Source organism: Nonomuraea sp. NPDC049504 (genome assembly GCF_040676845.1).
Lineage (GTDB): Bacteria > Actinomycetota > Actinomycetes > Streptosporangiales > Streptosporangiaceae > Nonomuraea > Nonomuraea salmonea.
In genome coordinates this window covers 38,234-59,611 of record NZ_JBFAPT010000015.1, presented here as the reverse complement: position 1 = coordinate 59,611, position 21,378 = coordinate 38,234, and the positions used below count along the sequence as shown (strand labels likewise).

Here is a 21,378-nt window from a genome sequence, read left to right as displayed (position 1 = left end):
AGGCGGCGACTCTGCTCGTCAGCGGGACCCGGCGGAGGCGCGCGCACTTGCGGTGGCGCTCACCGTGCTTTCGGACGTGGTGGGGGCGCGGTGGAGGGTGGTGGCGGTGAGGATGGCCGGCAGGAGGCCGGGGAAGCGGGATTCCAGGTCCTCGTGGCGCAGGCTCATGTATTTCAGGCGGCCGTCCTGCTCCGTTCGCACCACGCCGGCCTCGCGGAGGATGCGGTAGTGGTGTGAGGCGGTCGACTTGTGCACGCCGAGGGCGTCGCCGGCGACCGTGCAGTTCATCTGCCCGGCGGCGGCCAGGCGGGCGACGATCTCCAGGCGCACGGGGTCGCTGAGCGCCCGCAGGACCTCGGTGAGCTGGATGTTCTCCGTGGCGGGTTGCGGGAGCAGGCGCATGGGGAAACCCTACCTCCGTCCCATGGTTTGACAACAATCCAACTATACGTCAGTTTGATGGGCATCCAACTTTTTCGGGGAGGCCCACATGCGCTCGCGGCTCTATCCGCTGGCCGCCGGAAATTTCGCGATCGGTACCGGTACGTTCGTCACCGCCGGTCTGCTGGCACCCATCTCCGCCGACCTGGGAGTGTCCCGGCCGGCCGCGGGCCAGCTGATGACGGTGTTCGCCCTCGCGTACGCCGTGCTCTCCCCCGTGCTCGCCGCCCTCACCGCCCGCATGTCCCGCAGGACCCTGCTGCTGCTCGCCATGGTCGTGTTCGTGGCGGGCAACGTGCTGACCGCGCTGGCCCCGACGTACGCGCTGGTGCTCATCACCCGCGTGGTGGCGGCGGCGGGTGCGGCGATGTTCACGCCGACGTCCTCGGCCGTGGCCAACGCGCTGAGCGCCCCCGAGCGGCGCGGGCGCGCACTGGCACTCGTGATGGGCGGGCTGAGCGTGTCGTCGGCCATCGGGGTGCCGCTCGGCACGTGGCTGGGCGAGGCCGTGAGCTGGCGGGCCACGCTCTGGCTGGTCGCCGGGCTCGGCGTGCTCGGCCTCGCCGGGGTGGCGACGCTGGTGCCGGAGCTGCGGCTGCCGGCGTCGGGACGGCTGCGCGAGCGGTTCGAGCCGCTGCGCGACCGGCGGGTGCCCGCGGTGATGGTGACGCAGCTGCTGCTCTTCGCCGCCGGGTTCACCGCCTACACCTACATCGGCTCGCTGTTCGACCTGCCGCTGGCCGCGCTGCTGTGGGCGTGGGGGCTGGGCGGCATCGTGGGCAACCTGCTGGGCGGGCGGCTCACCGACGCGTACGGCCCCCGCAGCATGATCATCGGCGGCCTGGCCATGGCCGTGGTGTTCGTGGCCCTGATCCCGGTGGCGAACCTGGCGCTGCCCGCCGCCCTCGTGTGGGGCTTCCTGTGGGGCGCGATCGGCTGGATGATCGCTCCCGCACAGCAGTTCAGGACGGTCACGGCGGTGCCGGGCAACGTCTCGATCGGGCTGGGGCTGCTGTCGTCGGCGCAGTACCTCGGGCTGGTGGTGGCGGGGCTGGCCGGCGGGGCGGCGCTGGAGACCTACGGGAGGACGGGCGTGGTCGTGCTGTCGGCCGGGCTCGGCCTGGTGGCGCTGATCTTCACGCTCGTGACGTACCGGCCGGCGAGGATCCTGGCGGCCGAGCCCGCGCCCGCCTCCTCCTGACGGCGGACGCCCGGTCACCCGCCGGGCGGACGACCGGCGGCCACCCGCCCGCCTACGGTCGGCGGCATGCTCAGAGACCAGGTGACCTTCCGCCGCGTCGCGGCGGGCGTGCTGCTCATCGTGGCGCCACTGCTCCAGGCCGTCGCCGTCGCCGTCGATCCAGGGACCTGGGGCGACGAGCGCGAAGCCGTCAGCTTCGGCGCGAACCCCGCGCTGGCCCAGGCGCAGTCCGTGCTCTACCACTGGAGCTGGATGCTCATGGTGGTCGCGGTCATCGGCCTGACGCACCTGACCAGGCGCCGGGCCACCCGGCTCGGGCACGTCGGCGGGGCGCTGGCGGTGATCGGCTACCTGCAGCTGTCGGGGCTGCTGATCGTCGACCCCGTCGAGTGGTGGCTCGGGCGTCACCACTCACCCGAGGAGGCGCAGCGCATCCTCGACGAGATGATGGACCTGCCGGGCGTGACGTTCGGCTTCCAGCTCCCGTGGATGTTCCTCGGCTTCGTCGGGCTGCCGCTGCTGACGGTGGCGGTGTGGCGGGCCGGGTTCGCGGGGTGGTGGGTGCCGGTGCTGGTGGCGGCCGGGTATCTCGGCGGCTTCCTGGTGTCGTACGGGCCGCTGACCGTGCCCCTGTGGGCCGCCCCCGCCGTCGCCCTCGGCTTCCTGGGCCTGAAGGTGCTGCGCATGGGCGACGACGAGTGGGCGGCCTACTACCGGCTCAGCCCTGAGCGGGAATCCAGCCCAGTGTGACGGCCAGGATGACGAAGAAGCCGAGCGCGATGCGGTAGATGACGAAGCCGGTGAAGCGGTGGGTGCTGATGTAGCGCAGGAACCAGGCCACCGCCGCGTAGCCGACGAGGAACGAGATGACCGTGGCCAGGATGGTGGGGCCCCAGTCGGGGGCCGGGCCCTCGCCGATCTCGGCCAGCTCCAGCACCCCCGAGGCCAGCACGGCCGGGATGGCCAGCAGGAACGAGTATTTCGCCGCGTCCTCGCGGCGGTAGTCGAGCAGCAGGCCGGCCGTCACGGTGCCGCCCGAGCGGGACACGCCGGGGACCAGGGCGAGCGACTGGGCGAAGCCGTAGATGATCGCGTGGGTGAAGCTGAGGTGCTTCTCCAGCGTCAGCTTGTTGCGCGCCGTGTGGTCGGCGAACCACAGGACGACGGCGAAGACGATGAGCGTGGTGCCGACCAGGCGCAGGTCACGGAACGAGGTCTCGATCTGGTCCTTCAGCGCCAGGCCGAGTATGGCGATGGGCAGGGTGCCGACGATGACGTACCAGCCCATGCGGGCCGCCCAGTGGCCGCGCAGCTCCTTGACGAACAGCGAGCGCGTCCAGGTGGAGATGATCTCCCAGATCTCCTGACGGAAGTAGATGAGCACGGCGGCCTCGGTGCCGAGCTGGATGACCGCCGTGAACGCCGCCCCCGGGTCCGGCCACTGGGCGAAAGCGGACACCACCCGGATGTGGGCGCTGGAGGAGATCGGCAGGAACTCCGTGAGCCCCTGGACCAACCCCAGAACCACCGCTTCTAGCCAGCCGATCACGACGACACCTTCCGTGGACGCAGCGAGTGTGAGGGTGAGGCTAGCGGAATCGAAGGTCAAGCGATTGCTCTCGTAAGGCGTTGAGCTGCTGTGATCGCGCGTCGTAGCGAGGTAGATGCGTCCTGTTCATGAAGAATTGGCCGGTTGTTCGCCCCTTCGTAGGGCGGAGTGCCCCGCCGGTTGAGCAGGGCAATCCCATGTGCCATCGTCTCACCCATGGATCAGCTCGCGGCGCTGCTCGACGGGCCCAGAGCGCACGGCGCCTTTCTCCTCCGCTCGATCCTCGATCCGCCGTGGTCCCTGCGCATCCAGGACGAGGCTCCGCTGTCGGTGGTGGCGCAGGTGCGGGGCGAGTCGTGGATCACGGTCGACGGTGGCGAGCCCGTACGCGTCGAGCCGGGGCGGGTGGCGATCGTCCGGGGGCCCGAGCCGTACACGGTGGCCGACGACCCGGCGACCAGGCCGCAGGTCGTCATCCACCCCGGCCAGCGCTGCACCACCCTCGACGGCGAGTCCGTCTACCAGGCGATGGACCTCGGCGTCCGTACGTGGGGCAACGACCCCGGCGGCGGCACCGTGCTGCTCACCGGCACCTACAACCTGGAGGGCGAGGTCAGCAGGCGGCTGCTCGACGCGCTGCCCCGGCTGATCGTGGAGCCAGGCGGGCCGCTCATCGGGCTGATGAGCGCCGAGATCGTCAAGGACGAGCCCGGCCAGGAGGCCGTTCTCGACCGGCTGCTCGACCTGCTGCTCATCGCGGTGCTGCGGGCCCACTTCGCGGCGAACGAGGCGCCGGGCTGGTATCGCGCGATGAGCGACCCGATCGTCGGCAAGGCGATGCGCATGCTGCACAACAACCCGGCGCACCCGTGGACGGTCGCCGCGCTGGCGGCGGAGGTGGGGGTGTCGCGGGCCTCGCTGGCGCGGCGCTTCACCGACCTGGTGGGCGAGCCGCCGATGGCGTTCCTCACCGACTGGCGGCTGGCTCTGGCCGCCGACCTGCTGCGCGAGCCCGACGCCACGATCGGCTCGGTGGCGAGGAAGGTCGGCTACTCCAGCCCGTTCGCGCTCAGCGCGGCGTTCAAGCGGGTCCGCGGGGTCAGCCCCCAGCAGCACAGGGCCGGGGCCGTCACGTGAAACCCCTGCTCCTGCTCGACGTGGACGGCGTGCTGAACCCCATGGGCCGGCCCAGCCCCGACTTCCGGCCCTACCGGTGCACGATCGGCACGGAGGTCTACACCGTCTACCTCAACCCGCGCCACGGCCGCCGCCTGCTGGAGCTGGCCCTGGCCACCGGCTCCGAGCTGGTCTGGGCCACCACGTGGGAGCACCACGCCAACGAGTGGATCGCGCCGCGCGTCGGCCTGCCGTCGCTGCCGGTCATCGCCGTGCCGCCCGACGTGCCGCCCAGCGAGCACGGGGAGATGTTCAAGTCTCCGCACGTGGCGGCGTACGCGGGGCGGCGGCCGTTCGTCTGGTTCGACGACCAGGTGTTCGCGGAGGACGAGGAGTACCTCAGGGTCCATCAGGGATTGACCGATTTCCTGCTCGTGCACGTCGATCCGAGGCGGGGACTGACCAGCCGCGATCTGGGCATGGCACAGGAGTGGCTGACCCTCTCAGGGTTTTCTCAGGGTCCCTGACGGGAGTCGGGCCGCTGTGTCGTCCGTTCTTCAAGTAGGTCGACAACCACGACGGAGGAACAGCACATGTACCGCTCACGAGAGCACAGGATCCTGGCCGGCGTCTGCGGCGGCATCGCCGACAAGACGGGCATGCCCCCCACGCTCGTCCGGATCCTCTGGCTGCTGCTGTCGCTCATCCCCGGCCCGCTCTGGGTGGTCTACGTCGCCATGTGGATCCTCGTCCCGGAGGCGCCGAAGGGCTACCGGGCGGCATAGCGGCCCCGGTCCGCCGCACGGAAGAGCGCGAGCGCGATCAGCTCGGCGCCGACCGCGGCGGCCGGCAACCACCCGCTCCCGTACGTCTCCAGCACCACCCCGCCGAGCGCGGCACCGCAGGACACGCCCACGTAGACGGCACTGCTGTTGAGCGCGAGCGCCTGCGGGGCCGCAGGACCGGCGAGGGCGATCATGCGGGACTGCGCGGGCGGCGGGATCCACCACGACGCACCCGCCCAGAGCAGCAGCAGCGGCAGCAGGGCGAGCAGCGGCACGGGCCTGAGGAGCTGGCAGCAGGTCAGGGCGGCCATCACCGCCGCGAAGGCGGCGACGCCGGTGGTCATCGCCCGGCTCGCGCCCCAGCGGTCGGCGGCCCGGCCGCCCAGCTGCCCGCCGGCCAGTCCGGCGAGCCCGGCCAGCACGAACACCCAGCCCAGCTCAGTGGGCCCGGCACCGGCCAGGTCGCGCAGGAACGGGGCGAGATAGCTCAGCACCATCATGCTGCCCAGCACGATCGCGACGATCCCGAGCAGGCCGAGCAGCACCTGGGGGCGGGCCAGCGGGGCCAGCCGCCGCCCGATGGGCATGGCGGGCGCGGGCGGCGTCTCGGGCAGCGTGGCCCGTACCGCGATCAGCGCGACGAGCCCCAGCAGAGCTCCCAACCCGAACGTGGCCTGCCAGCCGAAGGCGCCGCCGACCCAGGTGCCGAGCGGCACGCCGAACGTGAGCGACGCGGTCAGCCCGCCCATCACCAGCGCGAGGTAGCGGCCCTGCCGCTCGGCGGGTGCGAGGGAGGTGGTGATCGCGTACGCGGCGGGGACGACCGCCGCCGCGGCGACGGCGGCCAGCACGCGCAGGCCGAGGAGCAGCGCGTACGAGCCGGCGAACGCGGCCGCCGCGTTGGCCACGACGAACAGCGCCAGCGCCCAGGTCAGCAGCCCGCGCCGCGCCCAGGTGGCGGTCACCACCGACGCGACGGGTGCGGCCAGGGCGAACGCCAGTGAGAAGCCGGTGACGAGCTGGCCGCCCACGGCCTCGCTCACCCCCAGGTCGGCGGAGAGCGCGGGCAGCACGCCGGCGATCACGTAGTCGTCGGTGGCGAAGGTGAAGGTGGTGAAGACCAGCGCGAGCAGCCACGTGGGCAGCCGGGCACGCCGGCGCACGTCGATGGGCATGGGTATCCCCTGGAATTAAGGTAACAGTCGTTTCCTCGATAGGGTAACAGTCGTCACCTCAATGGCGTCAAAGGGGAATCGCGCATGGCCAGGACCGCCGACCCGCACCGCCGCGGCGAGCTGCTCGACCAGATCATCGACTACCTGGCCGAGCACGGCCTGTCCACGCTGTCCATGCGCCCGCTGGCCCAGCACCTCGGCAAGTCCACCCGCGTGCTCACCCACCACTTCGCCGACAAGGAGGAGCTGCTGTCGGCCACCATGGAGCGGCTCGACGAGCGCCACCGCGACTGGCTGCGCGGGCTGCCCGGCTGGTCGGGCTCCGACAGCGTGGGCACGATCATCCGCCGCACCTGGGACTGGCAGACCCGCGAGGACAACCAGCCGATCGCCCGCCTCATCCACGAGATCGAGGGGCTCGCGGTGGCCGGCAAGCTGGCCGGGCACGTGCCGCGGCTGCTGTCGGACCGGTCGGAGTTCGTGGCCGGGCTGCTGCGCGAGCGCGGGGTGCCGGAGCCCGAGGCGACGCGGATCTCGACGCTGACGAACTCGGCGTACACCGGGCTGCAGATCGACTTCCTCACGACGGGCGAGCGCGAGCGGGTGGAGGCCGCGCTGGACCGGCTCTGCGCGCTGGTGGACGAGTGGGTCGCGGCCTGCTGACGACCTGCGGCGGGGTCAGCCAAGGGACGGGCATATCCTCGAAACATGAGGGCAAGGCCGCTGACGCTCATCCACGATGGGCTCGTCGATTACGACCAGGCGATGGAGCGCATGACCGACCTCGTCGGGCAGCGCCAACGGGACGAGCGGCCGGACACGCTCTGGCTGCTGAGTCACCCGTCCGTCTACACGATCGGGCGCCGCACCCCGCTCACCCACCTGCCCGACCCCTCGCGCGGCATCCCCGTGGTCGAGACCGGCCGGGGCGGCCAGCTCACCTATCACGGTCCTGGCCAACTCGTCGGCTACCTCATCGTCAAGCTGGACGAGGGCGAGGGCATCGTCGACTACGTCCGCGAGGTCGAGCTGCGGCTGGTGGAGGCGCTGGGCAAGCTGGGGCTGCCGGCCGAGCGCCGTGACACGCCGCCGGGCTCCGAGCTGCTGACCGGCGTGTGGACGGTGGAGACCAGGCGGAAGATCATCTCGATCGGCATGCGCCAGAGCAGGGGCGTCACCAGCCACGGGTTCGCGCTCAACGTCGACGGCGACCTGACGCCGTGGAACTGGGCGGTCGCGTGCGGGATGCCCGACGTCGACATGACCTCGCTCAAGCGCGAGCTGGGCAGGGCGGACATGGACGAGGTCCGCGAGGTCGTGGCGGAGGCGTTCGAGGCGTCCTGACGGGACGAGTCATCCTCAGGGATGAAAAATCGTCATTTCTCCCCGCACATAACTCCAGATAAGCGATGATCCATCTTCGGTCGCACGCCCCGACGGGGGGATCGACAGAAGATTGGAGCATCGTGCGAAAGAGGTTCACGCTGCTCGCCGCCGCCTTAGTGGCGGTGGCGACATTGTCGCCAGCGGCGCCCGCCAACGCGGCGGCCCCGCAGGCGCAACGCACCATCACCTGGGCTCCGTGCGAGGAGGAGCCGTCGGCCGAGTGCGGCACGCTCACCGTGCCGATCGACTGGTCGAAGCCTGACGGCCCGACCGTCGACATCGCGGTCGCCCGCCGCAAGGCCACCGACCCCGACGCCAGGATCGGCTCGCTGGTCATCAACCCGGGCGGCCCGGGCGGCTCGGGGGTCGAGGCCGTGTACGGCGCGCCCGGCTCCTACACCGAGGAGCTGCAGCGCCGCTTCGACATCGTCGGCTTCGACCCTCGGGGTGTGGGTCGCAGCCACCCGGTGATCTGCTCGGCCTCGGTCTACAACCAGATGCCGCACACGGTGATGAAGAGCCAGGCCGACTTCGAGGCATGGGACGCCTTCACCAAGCGCCTGCACCAGGACTGCCGCGAGCGCACCGGCCCCCTGTACGACCACGTCGACTCCGTGGACGTGGCCCGCGACATGGACGCCCTGCGCGCCGCCCTCGGTGAGGAGAAGCTCACCTACTACGGCATCTCGTACGGCACCCTGATCGGCCAGATGTACGCCGAGCTGTTCCCCGACCGCGTCCGCGCGCTCGGCCTCGACAGCAACATGGACCACAGCCTCGACGTCGTGGGCTTCCTGACGACCGAGGCGCTGGCCGTCGAGGACGCCTTCGACCAGTTCGTCGGCTGGTGCGACCAGGAGCCGAGTTGCGTCCTGCACGGCCAGGACGTGCGGGCGATCTGGAAGAGTCTGCGGGAGAAGGCCAAGCGGGGCGAGCTGGTCTACCCGAGCACCGGCACCAAGATGACGGAGCTGCAGCTCATCTACAACGCCGCGCTGGGCAACGAGGGGCCCGACTGGTGGACGCTCAGCCAGACCATCAACTGGCTGAACGGCGGGCCGGAGCCCGACTGGGTGCCGCCGCTGCCGGGCCGGGGGCCCGTGGAGGGCGACGTGGCCGAGCTGCCGACCACGATCCTGTGCCAGGACTACAACCTCAGGGTGCGCAACTACGCCGAATACGCCGCCCTCATGGCGATCTCCGGCAAGCTGGCGCCCGACACGCGGTACCACCCGTACCCGGTGGACGACCTGCCGATCTGCATGAACTACCCGACGACGAACAAGCCCCACAAGCTGCGGTACACGGGTGACGCTCCTCTGCTGCTCGGCAACTCGCTGCACGACCCCGCCACGCCGTGGATCTGGTCGGCCAACGCGGCCCGCCAGCTCGGCCCGAAGGCGGTGCTGCTCACGTACGAGGGGTGGGGGCACCGCATCTACGGCAAGGACAAGTGCCAGACGGACATCTTCGACGAGTACCTGATCTCGCTGAAGGTGCCCGCGCACGGCACCCGCTGCGCGGTGGGCACGCCTGAGGAGGAGAGCCTGCTCAAGCGCAAGGCCGGCACGCACGCCTGGCCGACGGACCGGCTGAGCTGGGCCGGCTAGAGCACGTTCGCAGGACGCCCGGGGGCCGGCGAACCCCCGGGCGTTTCGCGTCAGGAGACGAGGTTCTCGTCGTCCACCGTGCGGCGCGGCCCGGTGAACCAGTGGCGGGCCGACAGCGCCCACCACAGCGCGATGCCGACCAGCACGATGCCCACCGCGACGGGCGCGTAGTTGACCGACGTCCAGGTGAAGTCCGCGCTGCCGGGCACGCCGGCCGGCGAGAACGGCATGATGAAGTAGACCGACACGATCACGATCTCGACGCAGGCGATCCAGCACAGCGCCTTGTACTTGCGGCCCAGCGTCCACGGTCCCGGCGTGAAGGCCTCGCCCATGCGCAGCCGCAGCCAGATCGGGATGAGGAAGGCCAGGTAGAGGCCGATGACCGCGATCGAGACGACGGCGTAGAACGCGACCGGAGTGGTCAGCCCGGGAGGGGCGTAGAGCGCGGGCAGCGTGATGAGGGCGGCGGCCACGCAGCCGGCCACGATGGCGTTGACCGGGGTGCGGTTGCGGTCCACCTTCGACCAGAGCCGCCAGCCGGGCACGGCGCCGTCGCGCGAGAACGCGTACGTCATGCGCGACATCGAGGTCACGCAGCTCATCCCGCAGAAGAACTGCCCGATGGTGGAGATCGCGAAGATCGCGGTGGCCAGCGGGGACGACAGCGCGGTCTCGAAGATGGCGCCGACGAAGCCGGACTGGGCGTTGAGTTCGTCCACGTTCGTGGCCGCGAACAGGAACGCGAGCAGCAGGATCCAGCCGCCGATGGCCGAGTAGAAGATCGACTGCCACAGGCCACGGGCGGCGCTCTTCGCCGCTCCCTGCGTCTCCTCCGACACGTGGGCGCAGGCGTCGAAGCCGGTGATCGTGTACTGGGTCAGCAGGAAGCCGAGCGGCAGCACGTACAGCCAGAAGGGCAGGCCGTCGGAGCCGTCGCCGAAGCCCGAGGTGTTGTTGGTGCCGAAGAAGACGAAGCTCGCCGACTGGTGCTCGCTGGGCGCGAAGACGAGGATGGCGACCACGATCGCGGCGCCGGCGACGTGCCACCAGACGGAGATGTTCTGCAGCAGTGAGATCAGCCGGTGGCTGAAGATGTTGATCAGTGCGTGCAGCGCCAGGACGATCACGAACAGCAGGAACGCCTGGGGGAGCGTGGCCTCCCACGCGCCGCCGGTCAGCCGGTTGAGCGTGATGTTGAGGAACGTCGCGCAGCCGTAGTCCACCGAGGCGGTGACCGCGATGAGCCCGATGAGGTTGAGCCAGCCGGTGAACCAGCCGTGGATCGGTTTGCCCAGCTTGGCGGCCCACCAGTAGATGCCGCCCGCCGTCGGGTACGCCGACACCAGCTCCGACATGCAGAAACCGATGATGAGGATGAACAGGGAGATCAGCGGCCAGCCCCAGGAGATGGCGATGGGGCCGCCGTTGTTCCAGGCCTGTCCGAAGGTCGTGAAGCAGCCGGCGAGGATGGAGATGATCGAGAAGGAGATCGCGAAGTTGGAGAAACCGCTCCAGGTGCGGGCCAGCTCCTGCTTGTAGCCGAGCTCGGCCAGTCGCCTGGAATCCTCTTCTGTGCTCATTGAGGTCTCCCTGGGGGGCGCGGAGGACGCTCCTTTTGGTCTACGTCTAGACCATTTCTCCCCAGGGGACAAGGCGTTACGGCCGGGTTTCGATCCGGCGGGGCCGGGGCGGCCGCCTTTTCCGCGAGGCCGCCCCGGCGGGTCCTACTTGTCGCCGAAGAGGTCGGTCACGGCCTGGCAGAACGCCTTGAGGTCGTCCGGCTTACGGCTGGTCACCAGCGTGTTGCCGCCTTCCGTGCACACCACGACCTCCTTGTCCACCCAGGTCGCCCCGGCGTTGCGCAGGTCGGTCTGCAGGCTCGGCCACGAGGTGAGCGTGCGCCCGCGGACGACGTCCGCCTCGACGAGCGTCCACGGCGCGTGACAGATGGCCGCCACCGGCTTGCCGGCGTCGAAGAAGGACTTGGCGAAGCGCACGGCGTCCGGCGACATGCGCAGGAAGTCCGGGTTGGCGACGCCGCCCGGCAGCACCAGGCCGTCGTACGAAGCCGGGTCTGCCTCGTCCACGGTGTCGTCCACGGCGAAGGTGTCGGCCTTGTCCAGATGGTTGAACGCCTGGATCCGGCCGGGGGAGGTGGAGACCAGCCTGGGCGTGCCGCCCGCCTGTTTGACCGCCTTCCACGGCTCGGTGAGCTCCACCTGCTCGACTCCCTCGGGTGCCACCAGGAAAGCGATGGTCTTGCCGTCCAGCATGAGAACCCCCTTGGACTGCGTGTTTCCCGTCCCCTTACCGGGCGGCGCGCAAGTATGCGTCTTTACCCCTAGGGGGTATAGGGTGAGCGCATCGGAGCCGATCCAGGAAGGAGCGTTCGCATGACCGTCGCCACGTACCAGGTCGAGGGCATGACCTGCGGCCATTGTGTCAGCGCCGTGACAGAAGAGGTGAGCGGCATCGCCGGGGTGAGCGGAGTCGAGGTCGATCTCGCCTCCGGAGCGGTGACCGTCACCAGCCAGGCCCCCATCGACGACGCGCTGATCGGCGTCGCCGTCACGGAGGCCGGCTACGAGCTGGCGGGCGCGGCGGCTCCCGTCGAGCTGCTGCCCATGGCCGGCGAGTCCTGCTGCGGCAGCGGCGGCTGCTGCTGACTCACCAGGGCAGCGGGCCCTGCGCGGTGAACAAGCCCCCGGTGGGACCGTCGGGGGCCACCTGCGCCATCCGTACGATGATCTCCGCGCCCTCCTCGACGGTCTGCGTGCCGGTGTTGAAGTTGAGGTCGGTCCTGGTGTAGCCGGGCTCGACCGCGTTGATCCGCATCTCGGGGAACGCCTTGGCGTACTGCACGGTGAGCCGGTTGACCGCGGCCTTCGAAGCCGGGTACGCGACGCCGGGGTAGGCGTACACCGGGGTGCCCTCGGTGGTGCCGATGGCCAGCGAGCCCAGGCCGCTGCTCACGTTCACCACGACGGGCGCGGCCGAGCGGCGCAGCAGCGGCAGGAACGCGTGCAGCACGCGCACCACGCCGAACACGTTCGTCTCGAACGTCGTGCGCATCTGCTCGGCCGTCACCTCGGCCGGCGTGTAGACCGTGCCGTCCGGCCGCCGCTCCTCGATCCCGGCGTTGTTGACCAGCACGTCGAGCCCGCCGTCGGCCTCCACCGCGGCGGCCGCGGCGGCCACGGACGCGTCGTCGGTGACGTCGATGAGCACGTGCCGCGCCCCCAGCTGCTCCGCCGCCCGGCGGCCGCGCTCGGCGTCCCTGCTGCCCACGTAGACGGTGTGGCCCGCGGCGACGAGGCGGCGGGCGGTCTCGTATCCGAGCCCCTTGTTGGCTCCGGTGATCAGTGTCGTCGTCATGGTTCCAGCCTGCGTCGCGGCCCGCTGACCAGCCAGCACCCTCGCCGTCCTGGGACTCGCGGTACCAGGGAGGGGGCAGACTGGGGAGCATGACCACGAAGGAGTTCGGGCAGGCGGTCAGGCGCTGGCGCGAGCGCATGCCGCCCGAGGCCGCCGGGCTGCCCACGAGCGGTCACCGCCGCACCTCCGGGCTGCGCCGCGAGGAGCTCGCGACCCTCGCCGGCATCTCCGTCGACTACGTCATCCGCCTGGAGCAGGGCCACGCCACCAACCCCTCGCCGCAGATCGTCGAGGCGCTGGCGCGGGCGCTGCGGCTGTCGGAGGAGGAGCGCGCCTACCTGTTCGAGGCCGCCGGGCTCGCGCCGCCGGGCCCGGAAACGGTGCCCGCGCAGATCACGCCCAGCGTGCTGCGGCTGATCGACCGGCTCGACGGCGCCGCCGTCGCCGTCCACGACGCGACCTGGACGCTGCTGCTGGCCAACCCCCTGTACGCGGCCCTCGTCGGCGGCCCGGCCGACTGGCACGGGCGCGAGCGCAACGCCCTGTGGCGCATCTTCCTCGGCTCCGGCTCGACGACGCCGGTCAGCCGGACCCCTGACGAGCGGGCCGCGTTCGAGGCGGCGCTGGTCGGCGACCTGCGTGCCACGGCCGGCCGCTACCCCGCCGACCGCTCGCTGCGCGAGCTGATCGCCGAGCTGCGCGCGGGCAGCCCCCGCTTCGCCGCGCTGTGGGACTCCGGCACGGTCGACCGTCAGCTGGGCGGGCGCAAGACGTTCGACCACCCCCGGGTGGGCCCGATGACGCTCGACTGCGACATTCTCAGCGTGGCCGGCAGCGATCTTCGCGTCATCGTCTACACCGCCGAGCCGGGTACCCCCGACGCCGAGCGACTCGCTATTCTGGCGCGCCAAGTGATGGCGCCCGCGGGGACATGACACCAGCTCACGGCCGTGCCAAGGGCACTGAAAATTTACACCGCCGTTGGAAACGAAGATGAAACAATTTTCCGCCACTCGTTGACACGCGGTCTCCGTATGGTGTGCCTTCTTCTACACAGAGACCCCCCGCCTGAAGGTGAGGCACTTATGAGGAAATGGTTCGCACGCCTGGCTGCGCTGGGCGTCGCGCTATTAGTGGCCGGTCAGGGCACCACGGCTGCCCTCGCCCAGGACCCGGCGGCGGGGAAGAAGATCGTACGCGTCGGCGCCACGCAGGCGATGGACTCGATGAACCCCTTCCTCGCGGTCCGCCTGGTCTCCACGTCGATCCACCGCTGGATGTACGGGTTCCTCACGGTGCCCGACTCCAAGACGCTCGCGCCGAGCCCCGACCTGGCCGAGTCGTGGAGCACGTCGGAGGACGGGCTCACCTGGACGTTCAAGATCCGTGCCGCCAAGTGGTCCGACGGCCAGCCGATCACGGCCGAGGACGCCGCCTGGACGTTCAACAAGATGATGACCGACGAGGCCGCCAAGACGGCCAACGGTCCCGCGGTGGAGAACTTCGAGAGCGTCACCGCCAACGGCCAGGACCTGGTCATCAAGCTCAAGGCGCCGCAGGCCAGCATGCTGGACAACCCGGTCCCGATCATGCCCAAGCATGTCTGGGAATCGGTCACCGACATGGCCAACTACGACGCCGAGAAGTACCCGACCGTCAGCAGTGGCCCGTACTTCGCGATCGAGCACAAGAAGGACCAGTACGTCAAGCTGCAGGCCAACCCCAACTACTGGCGGGGCAAGCCCAAGATCGACGAGCTGCAGGTCATCTTCTACGACAACCCGCAGGCCGCCATCGCGGGCCTGAAGAACGGCGACATCGACCTGCTCGGCCGGATGAACCCGCCGGAGTTCGAGGCCATCCAGAACGACCCCAACATCGTCGCCTGGAACGAGCAGGGCCGGCGCGCGTCGTACCTGCAGATCAACCACGGCGCCACCACCAGCGACGACAAGCCCGTCGGTGACGGCCACCCGGCGCTGAAGGACCAGAAGGTCCGCCAGGCGCTCCACTACGCCATCGACAAGCAGAAGCTCGTCGACGAGGTCCAGAACGGCCTGGCCAAGCCGGCCGACGGTTCCATCGTCCCGCCGATGTACCAGGACTTCTTCTGGGAGGCCACCGGCGACGAGAAGGTCAGCTACGACCCGGCCAAGGCCAACCAGATCCTCGACGACGCCGGCTACAAGAAGGGCGCCGACGGCGTCCGTACGATGCCCGACGGCAAGCGCAAGCTGGAGTTCCGGTTCAGCATCCACACGGACACCCCCATCGAGGACAAGCTGGCCGAATACCTGACGGGCTTCTTCAAGGAGATCGGCATCACGCTGACCACCAAGAAGCTCGACTCCAGCAAGTTCACCGAGGAGACCGGCGTCACCGGCCTGTTCGACATCGCCATCAGCGGCTGGTCGGTCAACCCCGACCCCGAAGAGGTCCTCGCCACCCACCTGTGCAGCCGGCGGCCCAGCCCGACCGGTGAGGGCGGCGGCACCGAGTCCTTCTACTGCGACGACGAGTTCGAGCAGCTCTACAAGGACCAGCAGAAGGAGCTCGACCGGCCCAAGCGCGCCGAGCTCATCAAGAAGATGCAGGAGCGGCTCTACACCGACGCCCCGGTCATCGCGATCTACTACACCAACGACCTTGAGGGCTACCGCAAGGACCGCATCACCAGCATCACCCCGATCCCCGAGGACAGCGGCATCCTCTACGGCGGCAGCGGCTACTGGCCGTTCTACACCGTGGACGCCAAGGCCGTGGCCGCGTCCGGCTCTAGCGCCGAGGGCGGCTCCAACACCGGCCTCATCGCGGGCGTCGTGGGCGGCGTGGTGGTCATCGGTCTCGCGGTGTTCCTCCTGAGCAGGCGGCGCAAGAGCACCGCAGACGAACGCGAATGACGACACCGCTCGAAGCAGCAGAGCCCGCCGCCCAGGCGGCGGGCCCTGGTGACGAGCGCCCCACCCGCCGCGGCGCGCTGCAATACGCGCTGTCCAAGGCCGGTGGGGCGCTGTTCAGCATCGCCATGGTGATCATCGGAACGTTCTTCGTGTTCCGGCTGCTCCCCGGCGACCCCGTACGCAACCTGGCCCAGGGCCGCAACATGACCCCGGCCCAGCTCGACCTCGAACGCCGCAGGCTCGGCCTGGACAAGCCGCTCATCGACCAGTTCTTCCAGTTCGTGGGCGACACGCTCAGGCTCGACCTCGGCACCTCCTACGAGTACAAGCGCCCGGTCATCGACCTCATCGGCGAGCGCATCGGCCCGACGCTGCTGCTCGCCGGCACCGGCCTGGTCATCGCGGTCAGCCTGGGCGTCTGGCAGGGCACCAGGGCCGGCTGGCACCACGGCAGCCGCTTCGACCGCTTCTCCACCGGGCTGTCGCTGCTGCTGTGGTCGGTGCCGACATTCTGGCTCGGCCTGCTGCTGATGATGGTCTTCGGCGTCGGCATCGGGCCCATCCCCGGCATCTTCCCCTTCCGGGGCATCGAGAGCGTGGACGCGCCCGACGGGTTCGCGTACGTGCTGGACGTCGCCTCCCACATGGTGCTGCCCTGCCTGACGCTGGTGGCCGTCGTGTACGCCCAATACCTGCTCATCATGCGCTCGTCGCTGCTTGAGGAGGTCAGCCAGGACTACGTGACGGTGGCCAGGGCCAAGGGGCTGCGCGACGACGACGTACGACGCAGGCACGCGGTGCCCAACGCGCTGCTGCCCACGGTCACGCTGGTGTTCATGCGCATCGGCTTCGTCGTCGGCGGCGCCGTCACCGTCGAGACGATCTTCACCTGGCCGGGGCTCGGGCAGCTGTTCTACGAGGCGGTCAGAGTGCCCGACTTCACGCTCATGCAGGGGACGTTCCTGCTGATCACGGTCGCCGTCATCGTCATGAACACGCTGGCCGACGTGGTCTACCACGTGCTCGACCCGAGGGTGAGGTCCGCATGACGGCTGTCGCCACCGAACGCAGGAAGCAGGCGCTGAGCCGCTTCTGGGCCGGATTCCGCACCCACCGCGGCGGCGTCGCGGGCCTCGTCGTCCTCGTCGTCGCGGTCGTGCTCGCGCTCGCCGCGCCGCTGTTCATCGACGAGACGGTCACCAGCGTCATCCAGAACACCGGGCAGCGGTGGGCCGCGCCCAGCCTCGCCGAGCCGTTCGGCACCGACGAGTCGGGCCGGTCGATCCTGCTCATGGTCTGGTGGGGCTCGCGCACGTCGCTGTTCATCGGCTTCCTCGCCGCGCTGCTCAGCATCGTGATCGGGCTGATCGTGGGCGTCGCCGCCGGGCACTTCAGGGGCTGGGCGGGCGGCGCGCTCATGCGCGTCACCGACTGGTTCCTGGTGCTGCCCTCGCTGGTCACCGCGCTCGTCCTGGCCGCCATCCTGGGCGGCAGCACGTTCACGATCATCACCGCGATCGGCATCACCACCTGGCCGTCCACCGCCCGGCTGATCCGGGCGCAGACGCTCGCCGTCGAGGCCAGGCCGTACATCGAACGCTCCAAGGCGCTCGGCGCGGGCCACTGGCACATCACCACCCGGCACGTGCTGCCGAACGTGGCGCCGCTGCTGCTGGCCAGCACCACCCTGGAGGTGGCCAGCGCCATCGTCACCGAGTCCACGCTGGCCTTCCTCGGCGCCAGCTCCAACCGCACGTCCTGGGGCACCATGCTCCGGGCCTCCTACGACTTCGGCGCCACCACCCAGGGCGCCTGGTGGTACATCCTCATCCCCGGCCTCGCCATCCTGCTCGTCGTGATGGCGTTCACGCTGGTCGGAAGGGCGCTGGAGGCCGTGCTCAACCCGAGGCTGAGGAGGGCCGCATGAGCCTGCTCGAACTCGACGACGTGTCCGTGACCTACCGCATCGCCTCGGGCGAGGTGCCCGCCGTACGCGGGGTGTCGCTGGCGCTCGACGCCGGAGCGGCGCTCGGCGTCGCCGGCGAGTCGGGGTCAGGCAAGTCGACGCTGGCCATGGCGCTGCTGCGGCTCCTGCCGAAGGACGCGCAGGTCGGCGGCCGGATCCTGCTCGACGGCGAGGACGTCCTGACCATGAAGTGGGGGCGCATGCGCGCCGTCCGCTGGGCCGAGGCGTCCATCGTCTTCCAGGGCGCCCAGCACGGGCTCAACCCCGTGCGCAGGATCGGCGAGCAGATCGCCGAGCCGCTGCTCGTGCACGACCTGGCCAAGCCCGAGGCCGCCCGCGCGCGCGTCGCCGAGCTGCTCGACCAGGTGGGCCTGCCCGCCTGGCGGGCCCGTAGCTACCCGCACGAGCTGTCCGGCGGCCAGCGGCAGCGCATCATGATCGCGATGGCGCTGGCCTGCTCGCCGCGCCTGATCATCGCCGACGAGCCGACCACCGCGCTCGACGTGATGGTGCAGGCGCAGGTGCTCACCCTGATCAAGGACCTGGTCGCCGAGCACGGCATCTCGCTCATCATGATCTCGCACGACCTGTCGGTGCTCGCCGACGTGTGCGACCAGCTCGCGGTCATGTACGCCGGCCGCGTCGTCGAGCACGGCCCGTCCGCCGAGGTGTTCCACGACGCCAAGCACCCCTACAGCAAGGCGCTCGCTGCGGCGTTCCCCACCGTCGGCGACCCGGTCTCGCGCATGGCCCCCAAGGGCCTGGGCGGCGACCCGCCCGACCCGATGGAGCTGCCCACCGGCTGCGCCTTCCACCCGCGCTGCCCGGTCGCGCTCGACACGTGCGCCGACCTCGACGTGCGGCTCTGGCCGGCCGGGCCCAACCGTACGGCGGCCTGTGTGCACGCCAGGGTCGACGAGGAGGTCGCCTCATGACGGAGACCCGCACCGCCGCGGAGGAGGTCGGCACCACCAGGTCCGCCCTGCTCGAAGCGCGGGACCTGCACGTCGAGTTCGCCTCCAGGGGCCGCCGCGCCCGCGCCGTGGACGGCGTGAACCTGGCCATCGGGGAGGGCGAGATCGTCGCCCTGGTCGGCGAGTCGGGCTGCGGCAAGACCACGCTCGCCCGCACCCTGCTCGGCCTCGAACGCCCCACCTCGGGCGAGGTCCGCTACGACGGCGCCGGCCTCGGCTACACCACCAAGGCGCTGCGCGCCTACCGCAGGCAGGTGCAGCTCGTCCTGCAGGACCCGACCGGCTCGCTCAACCCCCGCCACACCGTGTACGAGGCCGTCGCGGAAGGCCCCCGCATCCACGGGCTGGCCGACGAGCGCGACATCGTGGCCACCGCCCTGTCCAGGGCCGGGCTGCGGCCGCCCGAGCGGTTCTTCCAGCGCTACCCGCACGAGCTGTCCGGCGGGCAGCGGCAGCGCGTCGTCATCGCGGGCGCGCTGGCGCTCAACCCGAAGGTGCTGGTCGCCGACGAGCCCGTGGCCTCGCTGGACGCGTCCGTACGCGGGGAGATCCTCGCCCTGCTGCTCAAGCTGCGCGCGGAGCTGGGGCTGTCGGCGCTGGTCGTCACCCACGACCTCGGCCTGGCCTGGAACATCGCCGACCGGGTCGCCGTGATGTACCTCGGCAGGATCGTCGAGTCGGGCCCCGTCGAGCAGGTGCTGACGGCGCCGCGGCATCCGTACACGCAGGCGCTGCTGTCGGTGCTGCCCGAGTCGCCCGAGCGGATCGTCCTGACCGGCGAGCCGCCCGACCCGACCCGCATCCCCGGCGGCTGCCGCTTCCACGCCCGCTGCCAGGTGCTGGCGTCGGGCAAGGCGGCGGAGGCGGGAGTGGACGGCCGCTGCCGCAGCCAGCTCCTCGACATCCTGCCCGCCGTCCCGGACGCCCAGGCCGCCTGCCACTACGCGGAGACCGTCTCCTGACGCTCAGGTGAGGTCGGCGTCGTGGACGAGGATGGCCGCCTGTACGCGGTTGGCCAGGCCCAGCTTGGCCAGCACGCGGCTGACGTGGGCCTTGACCGTGGCCTCCGTCAGGCGCAGCTCGCGGCCGATCTCCGCGTTGGACAGGCCGCGGGCCAGGGCCCTGATGACGTCCTCCTCCCGGCCGGTCAGCCCGGCGAGCTGCCGGCGGGCGGCCTCGGCGCGGGAGGGGGCCCGGTCGGCGTAGGAGGCGATCAGGCGCTTGGTGACCGAGGGGGAGAGCATCGCCTGACCGGCCGCGACCGTGCGCACGGCGGCGGCCAGCTCGCGCGGCGGGGTGTCCTTCAGCAGGAACCCGACCGCGCCGTGCCGCAGCGCCTCGTGGACGTACTCGTCGAGGTCGAACGTGGTCAGCATGATCACCTTGGGCGGCTCGGGCAGCGCGAGGATCCTGGCCGCCGCGGCCAGCCCGTCGAGGCCCGGCATGCGGACGTCCATCAGCACCACCTCGGGCCGCAACCGCCGTACGGCCGACACCGCCTCCGCACCGTCCCGCGCCTCACCCGCGACGGCGATGTCCCCCGACGCCTCCAGGATCAGCCGCAGCCCCGACCGCACCAGCTCCTCGTCATCCACGACGAGCACCCTGATCACGCGAGAACTCCGGCACTCTCGAGACGCCCGGTCATGTGGGGAGCCTGGCGCTCACGAGGAAGCCGCCGCCGTCCTGGGCGCTGCTGCGGAGCGTGCCGCCGAGGAGTTCGACGCGCTCGCGCAGCCCCACCAGCCCCCATCCCGCTCCTGGCACCGCCTCGCCCGCGTGGGGCGCGGGCGGGGCCGCGTTGCGTACCTCCACCCGCAGCTCGTCCTCGCCGTAGCGGATCAGCACGTCGGTGCCCGCGTCGCCCGCGTGCTTGTGCACGTTGGTGAGCGCCTCCTGGATCACCCGGTACGCCGTGCGCTCCACCGTCTCCTCCACCTGCCGGGGCTCGCCCTCGTCGCGCCTGGTCACGTCGATGCCGAGGGCCCGCGACTGGTCGAGCAGCCGGTCGAGGTCGCCGAGCGTGGGCGGCGGGCTGAGGGCGGCGTCGGTCGGCTCGTGCCGGGGCGCGCGCAGCACGCCGAGCACGTCACGCAGGTTGGCCAGCGCCTCGCGGCCGATGCCGCCGATCAGCGCCGCGGTCTCGGCCGCCTCGGGGTCGCCGGTACGCAGCTCCAGCGCCCCCGCGTGCAGCACGATCAGCGAGACCCGGTGGGCCACCACGTCGTGCATCTCCCGAGCGATCCTCGCCCGCTCCTGCGCCCTGGCCTGCTCGGCCCGCATGACCTGCTCGCGTTCGAGCCGCTCCGCCCGTTCCTTGGCGGCGGCCAGCACCTCGGCCCTGGCCCGCGTCCACATGCCGAGCGCCAGCGGCAGCCCGACGACGGCCACCGCCATGAGCAGCGCGTTGCCCGGCCCGGTGGCGGGCGTCTGCTGCGGCCCGCCGACCGCGAGCGGAAGGGCGCACACGACCAGGCAGCCGGCGACGTACGCGACGAGGTGACGGGCGCCGCGCAGCGTGCGGCCCGCCTGGTAGGAGGCGATCAGCAGCGGCGGCCACATCAGCAGCCACACGTACGCCAGCGCGCCCACGGCGGCCAGCGGCCACCAGGCGCGGCGCGCATGCCAGGCGGCGACCCCGGCCACGGCGGCGATCAGGACGAGCACGGGGACCGGCAGCCCGGACGGCACCCCCGCCTGCCCGGCCCCGGCGAACCACGACAGCCCGGCCACCGCCGCGCCGAGCAGAACGAACCGCATGGCCACAGCGTAGGGCGCACGCCGCGCGGCGCTTTACGACGAAAGTAGTAACCCGCCGATCGGGCCGCGCCTTACGACGAAAGTAGTAAGCGGCGATCGACGATCGGGGCGGACGCCTCGGCGGCCCGGCAGGCCAG

At 71.1% G+C, this 21,378-nt stretch carries 22 protein-coding genes and 1 pseudogene; 15 read left to right on the top strand and 8 right to left on the bottom strand.

Features of this window, described 5'->3' with window-relative positions; genetic code table 11:
• Nucleotides 1-18: 18 nt before the first annotated feature.
• Complete coding sequence (locus AB0K28_RS27295) at nucleotides 19-402, bottom strand: metalloregulator ArsR/SmtB family transcription factor (RefSeq protein WP_364375416.1); 384 nt, start codon at nucleotides 400-402, stop codon at nucleotides 19-21.
• Between the two features lie 88 nt (nucleotides 403-490).
• Here AB0K28_RS27295 and AB0K28_RS27290 point away from each other — a divergent pair, with 88 nt between their 5' ends.
• Both AB0K28_RS27290 and AB0K28_RS27285 read left to right on the top strand, forming a co-directional pair.
• The gene (locus AB0K28_RS27290; RefSeq protein ID WP_364375413.1) at nucleotides 491-1,642 is read left to right on the top strand and encodes an MFS transporter; all 1,152 of its coding nucleotides are present in this window, start codon (nucleotides 491-493) and stop codon (nucleotides 1,640-1,642) included.
• 66 nt (nucleotides 1,643-1,708) lie between these two features.
• The gene (locus tag AB0K28_RS27285) at nucleotides 1,709-2,392 is read left to right on the top strand and encodes a hypothetical protein (protein WP_345394914.1); all 684 of its coding nucleotides are present in this window, start codon (nucleotides 1,709-1,711) and stop codon (nucleotides 2,390-2,392) included.
• Here AB0K28_RS27285 and AB0K28_RS27280 read toward each other — a convergent pair.
• Nucleotides 2,361-3,191, bottom strand: a complete 831-nt coding sequence (locus tag AB0K28_RS27280) for an undecaprenyl-diphosphate phosphatase (RefSeq protein WP_364375410.1) — start codon at nucleotides 3,189-3,191, stop codon at nucleotides 2,361-2,363. The genes AB0K28_RS27285 and AB0K28_RS27280 overlap by 32 nt on opposite strands.
• 216 nt (nucleotides 3,192-3,407) lie before the next feature.
• On the opposite strand from AB0K28_RS27280, the gene AB0K28_RS27275 reads away from it, so the two are divergent.
• From AB0K28_RS27275 to AB0K28_RS27265, 3 genes are all read left to right on the top strand, one after another.
• Nucleotides 3,408-4,328: an AraC family transcriptional regulator gene (locus tag AB0K28_RS27275; RefSeq protein WP_364375407.1), complete on the top strand. Its 921-nt coding sequence runs from the start codon at nucleotides 3,408-3,410 to the stop codon at nucleotides 4,326-4,328.
• Nucleotides 4,325-4,834, top strand: a complete 510-nt coding sequence (locus tag AB0K28_RS27270) for an HAD domain-containing protein (RefSeq protein ID WP_364375404.1) — start codon at nucleotides 4,325-4,327, stop codon at nucleotides 4,832-4,834. Before AB0K28_RS27275 ends, AB0K28_RS27270 begins: the two co-directional genes overlap by 4 nt.
• Before the next feature lie 66 nt (nucleotides 4,835-4,900).
• Complete coding sequence (locus tag AB0K28_RS27265; RefSeq protein WP_345394922.1) at nucleotides 4,901-5,092, top strand: PspC domain-containing protein; 192 nt, start codon at nucleotides 4,901-4,903, stop codon at nucleotides 5,090-5,092.
• Here the strand turns inward: AB0K28_RS27265 and AB0K28_RS27260 are convergent.
• Nucleotides 5,077-6,267 (bottom strand): MFS transporter, encoded by a 1,191-nt coding sequence (locus tag AB0K28_RS27260; protein WP_364375401.1) that lies wholly within the window; start codon nucleotides 6,265-6,267, stop codon nucleotides 5,077-5,079. The two genes, AB0K28_RS27265 and AB0K28_RS27260, sit on opposite strands and share 16 nt — an antisense overlap.
• Nucleotides 6,268-6,351: 84 nt before the next feature.
• Here AB0K28_RS27260 and AB0K28_RS27255 point away from each other — a divergent pair, with 84 nt between their 5' ends.
• From AB0K28_RS27255 to AB0K28_RS27245, 3 genes are all read left to right on the top strand, one after another.
• Entirely contained in the window at nucleotides 6,352-6,930 is a 579-nt protein-coding gene (locus AB0K28_RS27255; RefSeq protein ID WP_345394930.1) for a TetR/AcrR family transcriptional regulator, read from the top strand.
• Between the two features lie 45 nt (nucleotides 6,931-6,975).
• Nucleotides 6,976-7,611 carry a lipoyl(octanoyl) transferase LipB gene (gene lipB, locus AB0K28_RS27250; protein ID WP_364375398.1) on the top strand — a complete coding sequence of 212 codons (636 nt, stop codon included), beginning with the start codon at nucleotides 6,976-6,978 and terminating at the stop codon, nucleotides 7,609-7,611.
• 122 nt (nucleotides 7,612-7,733) lie between these two features.
• On the top strand, nucleotides 7,734-9,263 hold the full coding sequence (locus tag AB0K28_RS27245; protein ID WP_364375395.1) for an alpha/beta fold hydrolase: 1,530 nt from the start codon (nucleotides 7,734-7,736) through the stop codon (nucleotides 9,261-9,263).
• Nucleotides 9,264-9,313: 50 nt separating this feature from the next.
• On the opposite strand, the gene AB0K28_RS27240 is transcribed toward AB0K28_RS27245, so the two are convergent.
• Nucleotides 9,314-10,846, bottom strand: a complete 1,533-nt coding sequence (locus AB0K28_RS27240) for an amino acid permease (protein ID WP_364375392.1) — start codon at nucleotides 10,844-10,846, stop codon at nucleotides 9,314-9,316.
• 144 nt (nucleotides 10,847-10,990) lie between these two features.
• Complete coding sequence (locus AB0K28_RS27235) at nucleotides 10,991-11,539, bottom strand: type 1 glutamine amidotransferase domain-containing protein (RefSeq protein WP_345394942.1); 549 nt, start codon at nucleotides 11,537-11,539, stop codon at nucleotides 10,991-10,993.
• 120 nt (nucleotides 11,540-11,659) lie between these two features.
• Between AB0K28_RS27235 and AB0K28_RS27230 the strand changes: the two are divergent.
• Nucleotides 11,660-11,863: pseudogene (locus tag AB0K28_RS27230) on the top strand (cation transporter); the annotation flags it as partial.
• A 70-nt stretch (nucleotides 11,864-11,933) separates the two neighbouring features.
• On the opposite strand, the gene AB0K28_RS27225 reads toward AB0K28_RS27230, so the two are convergent.
• Complete coding sequence (locus tag AB0K28_RS27225) at nucleotides 11,934-12,641, bottom strand: SDR family NAD(P)-dependent oxidoreductase (protein ID WP_364375388.1); 708 nt, start codon at nucleotides 12,639-12,641, stop codon at nucleotides 11,934-11,936.
• An 89-nt stretch (nucleotides 12,642-12,730) separates the two neighbouring features.
• Between AB0K28_RS27225 and AB0K28_RS27220 the strand changes: the two genes are divergently transcribed.
• From AB0K28_RS27220 to AB0K28_RS27195, 6 genes are all read left to right on the top strand, one after another.
• Nucleotides 12,731-13,576: a helix-turn-helix transcriptional regulator gene (locus AB0K28_RS27220; protein WP_345394947.1), complete on the top strand. Its 846-nt coding sequence runs from the start codon at nucleotides 12,731-12,733 to the stop codon at nucleotides 13,574-13,576.
• A 150-nt stretch (nucleotides 13,577-13,726) separates the two neighbouring features.
• Nucleotides 13,727-15,541, top strand: a complete 1,815-nt coding sequence (locus AB0K28_RS27215) for an ABC transporter substrate-binding protein (RefSeq protein WP_364375385.1) — start codon at nucleotides 13,727-13,729, stop codon at nucleotides 15,539-15,541.
• Complete coding sequence (locus tag AB0K28_RS27210) at nucleotides 15,538-16,590, top strand: ABC transporter permease (protein WP_345394956.1); 1,053 nt, start codon at nucleotides 15,538-15,540, stop codon at nucleotides 16,588-16,590. Before AB0K28_RS27215 ends, AB0K28_RS27210 begins: the two co-directional genes overlap by 4 nt.
• A complete protein-coding gene (locus AB0K28_RS27205; RefSeq protein WP_345394959.1) occupies nucleotides 16,587-17,468 on the top strand; it encodes an ABC transporter permease in 882 nt (293 codons plus the stop codon). The genes AB0K28_RS27210 and AB0K28_RS27205 overlap by 4 nt, the downstream gene beginning before the upstream one ends.
• Nucleotides 17,465-18,442: an ABC transporter ATP-binding protein gene (locus tag AB0K28_RS27200; protein ID WP_364375380.1), complete on the top strand. Its 978-nt coding sequence runs from the start codon at nucleotides 17,465-17,467 to the stop codon at nucleotides 18,440-18,442. Before AB0K28_RS27205 ends, AB0K28_RS27200 begins: the two co-directional genes overlap by 4 nt.
• Nucleotides 18,439-19,443: an ABC transporter ATP-binding protein gene (locus AB0K28_RS27195; RefSeq protein ID WP_364375377.1), complete on the top strand. Its 1,005-nt coding sequence runs from the start codon at nucleotides 18,439-18,441 to the stop codon at nucleotides 19,441-19,443. Before AB0K28_RS27200 ends, AB0K28_RS27195 begins: the two co-directional genes overlap by 4 nt.
• Nucleotides 19,444-19,446: 3 nt before the next feature.
• Here AB0K28_RS27195 and AB0K28_RS27190 read toward each other — a convergent pair whose 3' ends face one another.
• Nucleotides 19,447-20,094, bottom strand: a complete 648-nt coding sequence (locus AB0K28_RS27190) for a response regulator transcription factor (RefSeq protein ID WP_364375374.1) — start codon at nucleotides 20,092-20,094, stop codon at nucleotides 19,447-19,449.
• Between the two features lie 31 nt (nucleotides 20,095-20,125).
• On the bottom strand, nucleotides 20,126-21,241 hold the full coding sequence (locus tag AB0K28_RS27185; protein WP_364375371.1) for a histidine kinase: 1,116 nt from the start codon (nucleotides 21,239-21,241) through the stop codon (nucleotides 20,126-20,128).
• Nucleotides 21,242-21,378 lie beyond the last annotated feature (137 nt).